The organism is Lentzea sp. NPDC051838, assembly GCF_040681245.1.
In the GTDB taxonomy this organism is placed as follows: domain Bacteria; phylum Actinomycetota; class Actinomycetes; order Mycobacteriales; family Pseudonocardiaceae; genus Lentzea.
Genome location: NZ_JBFAYI010000071.1, coordinates 1 through 10797, shown reverse-complemented (window position 1 = coordinate 10797; position 10797 = coordinate 1). Strand labels below are relative to the sequence as shown.

The window sequence follows — 10797 nt, the reverse complement described above, 5'->3', positions numbered from 1 at the left end:
GAGGTCAAGTCGACGAAAAGCGTGTCGACTTGACCTCCCCTCCCCGGCGCGGCAAACGTTCAGCCACGACTCGTGACGGGGGCCACCGGAGCGCACGTTTCAGGCAGCTCGCCTTCGGCGTCGCCAGGGCAGCTCGGCTTCGCCTTTGCCTTCAATGCGAAAGGCCGCCCCCGTGTCCGGAGGCGGCCTTCGTCTTGTCGGATCACTGGCTACGGCAGCGGGGCGGCTCCGCGCTTCGCCAGGTAGTCCTTCATCAGGTCGGTTTCGCTCGACTGGCTCTTCAGCATGTTGTCGGCGAGCGTGCGGACGAACGGCTGGCTTGCCCTTGTCGAGGCGTACTCGGCCATTGGTGCGCCGCCCATGTGGTGGCGGAGCATCAGCTGCAGGAAGTAGACGTCGAAGTCCTTTCCTGCGGGCATCGTGCGGAGCTTGGTCAGCTCGTCGGTCACCGCCATGCCTGGCATCAGCGGCTTGCCTGCTTCTGGGGTGGTGGCGCCGTGGCCGTGCACGCCCGAGTCGTTCATCCAGGCCATGTAGACGCCCGAGATGTTCTGCTCGTGCTCGTTCCACATCATCAGCCAGCCCTTCATGCGGCCGACCTGCTCCAGTTGGGTGGAGGCGATGTCGAACGCCAGCTGGCGGATTTCCGGGTCTGTGGAGCGGTCGCGGGCGATGTTGGCCATTTGGATGCCCTGCAGGTGGTGCTGGGACATGTCCTGGCAGAAGCCCACGTCCACGGAGCCCGAGGCCGGGACTGCTGACGTGGTGGAGCCGGGGAGTTTCACCAGCAGGCCGACTGCCGCGCCCAGGAGCAGGATTGCCAGGACCGCGGCGCCGATGACGAGGGTCCGAGCTGCTCCGGAAGAAGAGCTCTCGGACACCTCGACGTCTTCGGTGTCGACCGTCATCAGCTGGACGGCGGGGTGGAGCTGGAGCCCGACGGAGGCGTGCTCGCGGGGTTCTGGCCCTGCTGGCTCTCGGTGGTCGACTCGTCCTTGCCGCCGTCCATGGGCACGGCGTCGGCGCCGGGCTTGTCAGCGACGAACGGCGCCGGGTTCGACAAGAATTGAGTGTTCTCGCACGAAGCACCGACCTCGGGGTAGGTGTTCGGGTTGCGCAGCAGTGAGGAGATGAACTGGTCGACGCGCTCGTCGTCGGCCTTCTCGACCTTCAGCTGGTGGCCCCAGGACTGGAGGGAGACGGGCTTGTCGAGGCCGGGGTACGGCGACAGCATCATGTACGGGACGCCCTCGACCTTGGTCTTGAGCTTCGCGAGTGCGTCGTCCTTGACCTGGTCCGGGTTGTAGGCGATCCAGACGGCGCCGTGCTCGAGGCCGTGGACCATGTTCTCCGTGCGCACGGCCTTGTCGTAGACGACGCCGGTGCAGTCGGCCCACTGCGAGTCGTGCGGGCCGCCGAACGCCGGGGTCTGGTCGTAGGCGACGCGCTGGGTCGGGTCGACGTGGCGGGAGCCCTTGTACTCCTTGGTCACGATGCCCGCGAGCTGCGTCGACGGGTCCTTGTTCGTGTCCGAGGGCTTCCACTTGGCCAGGGCGGCCTGTTTGACGTTCTCCGCGTGGATCTGCGTGTACGCATACCCGAACACGCCGCCGGCCAGGCCCAGCACGGCGACTACCGCGATGATGGTGCCCCACGGCTTCGGCTTGCTCGCCACCACCGAGGAACGCGCTGCGGCCACGCTGTTGCGTGTGGCCTTCGTCTTCTTGCCGCTGGTCATGTCCGCCTCAGATGTCGTCCTGGTCAACCGGCGCCAGTGTAGGGACTTCGTGTCTGATCACTGTCAGCGCGTAGCGATACCACGTGCTCGTTAACTGTTGCCGTCTCACCCTCCGAGACCCGGTAACCCGGTCGAGACCTGCGACAACGCTTCTCTAGACTCATGCGTCGTGACCCCTGAAGCGCTCGCCGATCTGGTTCGGACCACGGTTGCCCAGTTGCTGGCTGACCGAGGTCTGGACACCGCCGCTCTGCCTGAGCAGGTGACGGTCGAGCGACCCAGGAACCCCGAGCACGGCGACTACGCCACCAACATCGCGCTTCAGCTCGCCAAGAAGGTCGGAGTCCAGCCCCGCGAGTTCGCCACGTGGCTCGCGGAGGCCCTGCAGACCCAGGCCGCCGTCGCGAAGGCCGACGTCGCCGGTCCCGGCTTCCTGAACCTCACGATCGCGACCGAGGCCCAGGGCGCGATCGTCCAGGACGCGCTGAAGGACGGCTACGGCACCGGTGCGGAGCTGGGCGGCAAGAAGATCAACCTGGAGTTCGTGTCGGCCAACCCGACCGGGCCGATTCATCTGGGTGGCGCGCGCTGGGCGGCTGTCGGCGACGCGCTCGGGCGGGTGCTCGAAGCCCGTGGCGCGGCTGTGACCAGGGAGTACTACTTCAACGACGCGGGTGCGCAGATCGATCGGTTCGTCCGGTCGCTGATCGCCGCCGCGAAGGGCGAGCCGGCTCCCGAGGACGGCTACGCGGGTACGTACGTGAGCGACATCGCCGCTGAGGTGCTGCGCCGCGAGCCGGGTGCGCTGAGTGACCCCGAGACCGTGCGCAGGGTCGGCGTCGGGCTGATGTTCGAGGAGATCAAGCGCAGCCTGCACGAGTTCGGCACCGACTTCGACGTCTACTTCCACGAGGACTCGCTGCACCAGAGCGGCCGCGTGGAGGAGGCGGTCGCGAAGCTGAAGGCGAACGGCTCGTTGTACGAGAAGGACGGCGCCTGGTGGCTGCGGTCCACGGACTTCGGTGACGACAAGGACCGTGTCGTCATCAAGAGCGACGGCAACCCCGCCTACATCGCGGGTGACATCGCGTACCTCGTCGACAAGCGCGGCCGTGGCTTCGACCTGTGCATCTACATGCTCGGGGCGGACCATCACGGCTACATCGCGCGCCTCAAGGCCGCGGCGTCCGCGCTGGGCGACGACCCGGACAGCGTCGAGGTGTTGATCGGCCAGCTCGTGAACCTCGTCAGCGGGGGCCAGCCCGTGCGGATGAGCAAGCGCGCGGGCACTGTGATCACCATGGAGGATCTGGTCGACACGGTCGGGGTGGACGCCGCCCGCTACGCCATGATCCGCTCGAGCGTCGACTCGTCGCTGGACATCGACCTCGACCTGCTGCGCAAGCACAGCAACGAGAACCCGGTCTACTACGTGCAGTACGCCCACGCGCGCACGTCGTCGATCCTGCGCAACGCCGCAGACCTCGGCATCACGCCAGGAGAGGACTTCGCGCTGCTCACCCACGAGCGCGAAGGCGACCTCATCCGCACCATCGGCGAGTTCCCGCGCGTGGTGGCCACCGCCGCCGAACTCCGGGAACCGCATCGCGTGGCTCGCTACCTCGAAGAGCTCGCGGGCACGTACCACCGCTTCCAGCAGGACTGCCGCGTGCTTCCCCGCGGCGATGAGGAGACGACTCCGTTGCACCAGGTCAGGCTTCAGCTCGTCAACGCGACCAGGCGGGTCTTCGCCGCGGGCCTCGGCCTGCTCGGCGTGACCGCCCCGGAGCGCATGTGATGCGCGCGCACCCGGCCGGACCCCGGCACGCAGATGTGATGGTCCCCGGCAACACCGCCGGCGACCGCCCTACCACCGCTGACCAGCTCGACTACCTGCACCCGACCGTGTGGCCGCGCAACGCCTCCCGCAACGCTGATGGCGTTCTGGAGCTGGCGGGCGTGGACGTGCGCGGGCTCGCCGAGCAGTACGGCACGCCGTTGTTCGTCATGGACGAGCAGGACTTCCGCGCACGCTGTCGTGAGCACGCCGAGGCGTTCGGCGACCCGACGCTCGTGCACTACGCGTCCAAGGCGTTCCTGAGCGTGCAGGTCGCGAAGTGGGTGGCCGAAGAGGGCCTCTCGATCGACGTCTGCAGCGGCGGCGAGCTCGCGATCGCGTTGAAGGCCGAGTTCCCGGCCGAGCGCATTGCGTTGCACGGCAACAACAAGAGCGTTCCCGAGCTGATCGCGGCCGTCGAGGCGGGCGTCGGCGGGATCGTCGTCGACTCGTACCACGAGATCGCGCGGCTCGACCAGATCGCGCGGGAACGCGGTGTGGTGCAGCCGGTGCTGATCCGCGTGACGGTCGGCGTCGAGGCGCACACGCACGAGTTCATCGCGACCGCGCACGAGGACCAGAAGTTCGGCTTCTCGCTGTCGTCGGGTGACGCGGCCGAGGCCGTGCGCCGCGTGCTCAAGGCCACGGGGCTGAGGCTCGTCGGGCTGCACAGCCACATCGGCTCGCAGATCTTCGACGCGTCCGGCTTCGAGGTCGCGGCCCGGCGGGTGATCGGCCTGCTCGCGGACATCCGCAAGGAGCACGGCGAGATCGACTCGCTGACCGTGGTCGACCTCGGTGGCGGTCTCGGCATCGCGTACACGCCGGACGACGACCCGCCCCCGCCCGCCGAGCTGGCGAGGCAGCTGCACAACATCGTGCAGAAGGAGTGCGAGCACAACGGCTTGGAGATGCCTCGCATCGCGGTCGAGCCCGGCCGCGCGATCGTCGGCCCCGGCACGATCACCGTGTACGAGGTCGGCACCATCAAGGACGTCGAGCTGGACGGTGGCGCGCGCCGCCGGTACGTGAGCGTCGACGGCGGCATGAGCGACAACATCCGCACGGCGTTGTACGACGCCGTCTACGACTGCAAGCTGGTCTCACGGGCAGCGGAGCCCGAGTCGCGCGCGGTGCTGTGCCGCGTGGTGGGCAAGCACTGCGAGTCCGGTGACATCGTGGTTCGCGACTGCTGGCTGCCCGATGACCTCGCGCCGGGAGACTTGGTGGCGATCGCTGCGACCGGGGCCTACTGCTACTCGATGGCGAGCGGGTACAACCGACTTCCACGGCCCGCGCTCGCCGCGGTGACCGGTGGAGAGGCGCGGCTGCTGCTGCGCCGGGAGACCGAGGACGACCTGTTCCGTCTGGAGGTATGAGAGCCGTGAAACCGATTCGGGTCGCCTTGCTGGGTTGCGGCACGGTGGGCACGGAGGTAGTCCGGCTGCTGACGGACCAGGCCGAGGACCTCACCCAGCGCATCGGCGCGCCGGTTGAGCTCGCCGGCATCGCCGTGCGCAGGCCGAACAAACACCGCGAAGTGCCGGAGCACCTGCTCACCACGGACGCCGCCGGCCTGGTGTCGTCGCCGGACGTGGACGTGATCGTCGAGGTCATCGGCGGCATCGACCCGACGCGCGGGCTGCTGCTCGACGCGTTGAAGGCGGGCAAGTCCGTCGTCACGGCGAACAAGGCGCTGCTGGCCGAGCACGGTTCCGACCTGTTCGAGGCCGCCGACGCGTCCGGTGCGGACCTCTACTTCGAGGCCGCCGTCGCCGGTGCGATCCCGTTGCTGCGCCCGTTGCGGGAATCCCTTGCGGGAGACCGGATCACGCGCGTCATGGGCATCGTGAACGGCACGACGAACTTCATCCTGTCCGCGATGGACGCCACGGGCGCGGGCTACGGCGAGACGCTCGAGGAAGCCTCGCGCCTCGGTTACGCCGAGGCGGACCCGACGGCGGACGTCGACGGGTTCGACGCCGCGTCGAAGGCTGCGATCCTTGCCTCCCTTGCGTTCCACACGCGCGTGACGGCGGCGGACGTGTACCGCGAGGGCATCCGTTCGGTGTCCGCGGCGGACATCGCGGCGGCGAAGGGCCTGGGGCGCACGGTGAAGCTGCTCGCGATCTGCGAGCGCGTGACGTCGCCGTCCGGCCAGGAATCAGTCGCCGTTCGAGTTCACCCGGCCATGATCCCCAGGACGCATCCGCTGGCTTCCGTCAACGGCGCGTTCAACGCGGTGTTCGTCGAGGCAGACGCGGCGGGGGAGATGATGTTCTACGGGCAGGGTGCCGGTGGCGCCCCGACGGCGAGCGCGGTGCTCGGCGACCTGGTCGCCGTGGCGCGCAACAAGGTCGCGAGCGGACGCGGTCCGCGCGAGTCGGCCTACGCCGCGCTTCCCGTGCAGCCCATGGGGAACACGCCCACCCGCTACCACATCAGCCTCGACGTGGCGGACAAGCCCGGTGTCCTCTCTCAGGTCGCCGCGGTGTTCGCCGAGCACGACGTGAGCATCGCCGCGGTGCGCCAGGAAGGCCGCACCGAGGACGCCAGCCTGGTGATCGTCACGCACGCGGCGACCGACGCCGCGCTGCGGTCCACTGTGGACAAAATCGGTGGCCTCCCCGTGGTGCGGGACGTCGTCAGCGTCATGAGGGTGGAGGGCGAAGAGTGAGCCCGGAAAATTCGACTGTCAGAGCAGGCTGGCCCGGTCTCATCAACGCCTACCGGGACCGCATCGAGATTCCCGAAGGCGCGGAGGTCGTGACGCTGCACGAGGGCGGCACTCCTCTGGTGCACGCTCGAAGGCTGTCCGCGGCAACGGGTTCGGACGTGTGGGTGAAGGTCGAGGGCGCGAACCCGACCGGGTCGTTCAAGGACCGCGGCATGACCGTGGCCATGACGTACGCACTCGCTTCGGGCCTGAAGGCGGTCATCTGCGCCTCCACCGGCAACACGTCGGCGTCCGCGGCTGCGTACGCGGCCAAGGCCGGTCTGACGGCGGCCGTGCTGGTGCCCAGCGGCAAGATCGCGATGGGCAAGCTCGCGCAGGCCGTCATGCACGGCGCCAAGATCCTGCAGATCGACGGCAACTTCGACGACTGCCTGGAGCTGGCGTCGAAGACCGCGGCCGAGTACCCGGTCACGCTGGTGAACTCGGTCAACCCGGTGCGCCTGGTCGGTCAGCAGACCGCCGCGTGGGAGGTCTGCGACGTGCTCGGCCAGGCGCCGGACGTGCACTGCCTGCCGGTCGGCAACGCGGGCAACATCACCGCGTACTGGAAGGGTTACACGTCGTACTCGCAGGGCCTGCCGAAGATGTTCGGCTTCCAGGCCGCGGGTGCCGCGCCGCTGGTGTCCGGTGAGCCCGTCGCGAACCCGGAGACCATCGCGACCGCGATCCGGATCGGGTCGCCGGCGTCGTGGACCGGTGCGATCAACGCGCGTGACGAGTCCGGTGGCCTGATCGACGCCGTGACGGACGAGCAGATCCTGGCCGCGTACCGGCTGCTCGCGTCGTCCGAGGGCATCTTCGTGGAGCCCGCGTCGGCCGCGTCCATCGCCGGTCTGCTGAAGACCGCCGAGGACGGCAGGCTGCCTCGCGGCTCGACGGTTGTGTGCACCGTCACTGGCCACGGTCTGAAGGACCCCGACACCGCGTTGCTCGGCACCACCGAGGTCGAGCCGGTCCCGGTCGACCCCGGTGCCGTCGCGCACGCGCTGGAGCTGGCGTGAAGTTCCTGGTTTCCGTCCCAGCGTCGACCGCGAACCTCGGTTCGGGGTTCGACGCGCTCGGGATGGCACTCGGCATGTACGACGACGTCGAGGTGGCCACCGCCGACGGCCTGTCGATCGTCGTGGACGGTGCTGGAGCAGGCGATGTCCCGCTCGACGAGTCGCATCTCGTCGTGCGGGCCGTCCGCGCTGCCGGTTATGACGGCGGGCTCGCGCTGCGGTGCCGCAACACCATTCCGCACGCACGCGGGTTGGGCTCGTCGGCCGCAGCGATCGTGGCGGGTGTCGCAGCGGGATTCACCCTGACGGGTCGCGAGTTGGACACGGACGCGTTGCAAATCGCTGCTGAGTTCGAAGGCCACGCGGACAACGCGGCGGCCTCTTTGTTCGGCGGCGTAGTCGTTGCGTGGTCTGAAGGAGAGCGTTACCGCGCGGTCCGGATGGACCCCGACGCACGGGTGCGCCCGGTCGTTCTCATCCCCTCGCAGGAGTCGTCCACCAAGACCACGCGCGGCCTGCTTCCGGCGGAAGTGCCGCACACGGACGCCGCGCACGCCGCGGGACGGGCTGCCCTGGCGGTGCACGCGCTGACGTCGGATCCGTCCGTTCTCCTTGCTGCGACTGAGGATCGCCTCCACCAGAACTACCGCGAGCCCGCGTGGCCCGACACCGTTCGGGTGATCAACGATCTTCGCAAGCTCGGTGTTCCCGCCTGCGTGTCCGGAGCGGGACCCACCGTGATCGCCTTCGGCGACCTGCCTTCCGAGGTCGACACGCACGGCTTCGACGTGCGGAGACTCGACGTCGACACCGCTGGAGTGCGCGTTCGTCCATTGGACTGACACGCCCGACCCCGGTTGTTGCATAGGGGGAGGGCGGCGTCTACCCTCGGGGGCGATCAGTCACCGCGCGCACGGGCGCCGGTGTCGCGCCCGGACACTCGTTCCGGGTCGCAATCCTTTTGTGTTCCGGCTCTGTGCCGTGCGGGCGGGGCGGACGCAAAAGAGGCACCCGATCGCCGTGTGACCTGAGAAAAGTCCCGTGCCTGCCGGAAGCGGTGTGTGCTTCCGTCTGCATCGGACTTGACCGTCGTTCCCCAGTTGACGTGGGAAGACGGGTCCGCTGGGCCGCGTAGGAGGCGGGGCCTGGTCAGGAAGGACATGTGTGAGCAACACCGATTTGCTGAGCAGCGACGTCGCAGCTGCTTCTGGTTCTGGAGCCGAGGAGACCGCTCTGTCCACCCCTTCGAACGGCACGACGCCGCGCCGCCGCGCGGGTCTGTCCGGCATGGTGCTCGCTGAGCTTCGTGAGCTCGCGGGCCAAATGGGCATCACCGGAACCGCAGGCCTGCGCAAGGGCGACCTGATCGCGGCCATCAAGGAGAAGCAGGGCTCTGGGGCGCCTGCCAAAGCGGAGAAGCCCGCGAAGGCTGAAAAGCCCGCCAAGGCTCCCGTCGCCGAGAAGCCGGCCGTCGCCGAAAAGCCTGTTCAGCAGCAGCTTGAGGTAGCGGAGAAGCCCGCTGCCGCCGCCGCTGCCCCTGCCGAGTCCGGCCAGTCCGACGACGGTGGCCGCCGTGGCAACCGCCGCCGTCGCTCCGGTCGTGGTGGCGGAAACGCCGAGGCCGGCGAGGGTCAGCAGTCCGAGCAGCGTGCCGAGCGTCCTGAGCGCGGAGAGCGCCAGGAGCGTTCCGACCGCGGCGAGCGTCAGGAGCGTGGCGAGCGTTCCGAGCGTCAGGACCGCGGCGAGCGCCAGGAGCGCGGCGACCGTGGTGACCGCCAGGAGCGTGGCGACCGTCAGGACCGCGGCGACCGCGGTGGTCGTGACCGCAACCGCGACCGTCAGGGCGGTGGCCAGCAGCAGGGCGACGACGACGGCGACGGCCGTCGTGGCCGCTTCCGCGACCGCCGCCGCCGCGGTGGCCGTGGCGAGGGCGGCGAGCGTCCCGACCGCGAGACCGAGGTGCGCGAGGACGACGTCCTGCTCCCGGTCGCGGGCATCCTGGACGTGCTGGAGAACTACGCGTTCGTCCGCACGTCCGGCTACCTGGCCGGCTCGAACGACGTCTACGTCTCGCTTTCGCTCGTGCGCAAGTACGGCCTGCGCCGCGGCGACGCCATCACCGGCGCCGTCCGCCAGCCGCGCGACGGCGAGCAGCAGCGCCAGAAGTTCAACCCGCTGGTCCGCGTCGACAAGATCAACGGCCTGGACCCGGACGAGGCGCGCAACCGCCCGGACTTCACCAAGCTGACGCCGCTCTACCCGAACGAGCGTCTGCGCCTGGAGACCGAGCCGCACATCCTCACCACGCGCGTCATCGACCTGGTGATGCCCATCGGTAAGGGCCAGCGTGCGCTGATCGTGTCGCCGCCCAAGGCCGGTAAGACGTCGGTGCTGCAGTCGATCGCCAACGCGATCACCACGAACAACCCCGAGTGCCACCTGATGGTCGTCCTGGTCGACGAGCGTCCGGAAGAGGTCACGGACATGCAGCGCTCGGTGAAGGGTGAGGTCATCGCCTCCACCTTCGACCGGCCGCCGTCGGACCACACGACCATCTCCGAGCTTGCGATCGAGCGGGCGAAGAGGCTGGTCGAGATGGGCCACGACGTGGTGGTTCTGCTCGACTCGATCACTCGGTTGGGTCGTGCGTACAACCTGGCTGCGCCGGCTTCCGGCCGCATCCTGTCCGGTGGTGTCGACTCGACTGCGCTGTACCCGCCGAAGCGGTTCTTGGGTGCTGCTCGCAACATCGAGGGTGGCGGGTCGCTCACCGTCATCGCTACCGCGCTGGTGGAGACCGGTTCTGCTGGTGACTCGGTGATCTTCGAGGAGTTCAAGGGCACGGGTAACGCCGAGCTCAAGTTGGACCGGAAGATCGCGGACAAGCGGACGTTCCCGGCTGTGGACGTCGACTCTTCCGGTACTCGTAAGGAAGAGCTGCTGCTGTCGCCCGATGAGATGGCTGTTACGCACAAGCTTCGTCGGGTGCTGCATGCGCTTGATGGGCAGCAGGCGATCGATCTGTTGCTGGATCGGCTGCGGAAGTCGCGGACGAACATCGAGTTCTTGATGCAGGTCGCTAAGACGACGCCTGGGGCTGAGCAGGACTGATTGTCTGCGTAAGTTTCACGTGAAAAGGCCCCCGCTGCTGGTCAGCGGGGGTCTTTTTGGGTTCCGTCACTCGGATGTCGTATCGCGGGGGCGCCGGTTTGTCGGTCGTCCCCCGGTTGCGTCGGCGGGTTCCTGTTGCGAGTCCGTGCGTGGGCGCGTCCCGTAGGTTTCCGGCGGCTGCTTTCTGGGACTCCGCCCCAGACCCCGCCAATCTGATCAAAGACCCACCAGCGCCATACGCGGGTTGATGGCACGCCTGTTGCGCTGGGCGGCTGCCGGTTGCGTAGGTGCTTGCGTTGGTGGGGTGGGTCCCGTCACGAGTCGCGTCCGAGCGAGCCACACCAGGTCAGGGGTGTCAACTCGACGAAAAGCG

General features: G+C 68.6%; 8 protein-coding genes. 6 read left to right on the top strand and 2 right to left on the bottom strand.

What is annotated here, in order from left to right; genetic code table 11:
- Nucleotides 1-209: 209 nt before the first annotated feature.
- Complete coding sequence (locus AB0M24_RS47915) at nucleotides 210-908, bottom strand: DUF305 domain-containing protein (protein WP_363781941.1); 699 nt, start codon at nucleotides 906-908, stop codon at nucleotides 210-212.
- Nucleotides 908-1738, bottom strand: coding sequence for a DUF3105 domain-containing protein (locus AB0M24_RS47910; RefSeq protein WP_363781943.1), 831 nt, complete (start codon nucleotides 1736-1738; stop codon nucleotides 908-910). The genes AB0M24_RS47915 and AB0M24_RS47910 overlap by 1 nt, the downstream gene beginning before the upstream one ends.
- Nucleotides 1739-1907: 169 nt before the next feature.
- Here AB0M24_RS47910 and argS point away from each other — a divergent pair, with 169 nt between their 5' ends.
- From argS to rho, 6 genes are all read left to right on the top strand, one after another.
- Complete coding sequence (argS, locus tag AB0M24_RS47905) at nucleotides 1908-3536, top strand: arginine--tRNA ligase (protein ID WP_363781939.1); 1629 nt, start codon at nucleotides 1908-1910, stop codon at nucleotides 3534-3536.
- Complete coding sequence (gene lysA / locus AB0M24_RS47900; RefSeq protein WP_363781937.1) at nucleotides 3536-4954, top strand: diaminopimelate decarboxylase; 1419 nt, start codon at nucleotides 3536-3538, stop codon at nucleotides 4952-4954. Before argS ends, lysA begins: the two co-directional genes overlap by 1 nt.
- Nucleotides 4951-6252, top strand: a complete 1302-nt coding sequence (locus AB0M24_RS47895; protein ID WP_363781935.1) for a homoserine dehydrogenase — start codon at nucleotides 4951-4953, stop codon at nucleotides 6250-6252. The genes lysA and AB0M24_RS47895 overlap by 4 nt, the downstream gene beginning before the upstream one ends.
- Nucleotides 6249-7313, top strand: coding sequence for a threonine synthase (thrC, locus tag AB0M24_RS47890; protein WP_363781933.1), 1065 nt, complete (start codon nucleotides 6249-6251; stop codon nucleotides 7311-7313). The genes AB0M24_RS47895 and thrC overlap by 4 nt, the downstream gene beginning before the upstream one ends.
- Nucleotides 7310-8155, top strand: coding sequence for a homoserine kinase (thrB, locus tag AB0M24_RS47885; RefSeq protein ID WP_363781931.1), 846 nt, complete (start codon nucleotides 7310-7312; stop codon nucleotides 8153-8155). The genes thrC and thrB overlap by 4 nt, the downstream gene beginning before the upstream one ends.
- A gap of 322 nt (nucleotides 8156-8477) precedes the next feature.
- Entirely contained in the window at nucleotides 8478-10424 is a 1947-nt protein-coding gene (rho, locus tag AB0M24_RS47880) for a transcription termination factor Rho (protein WP_363781929.1), read from the top strand.
- Nucleotides 10425-10797 lie beyond the last annotated feature (373 nt).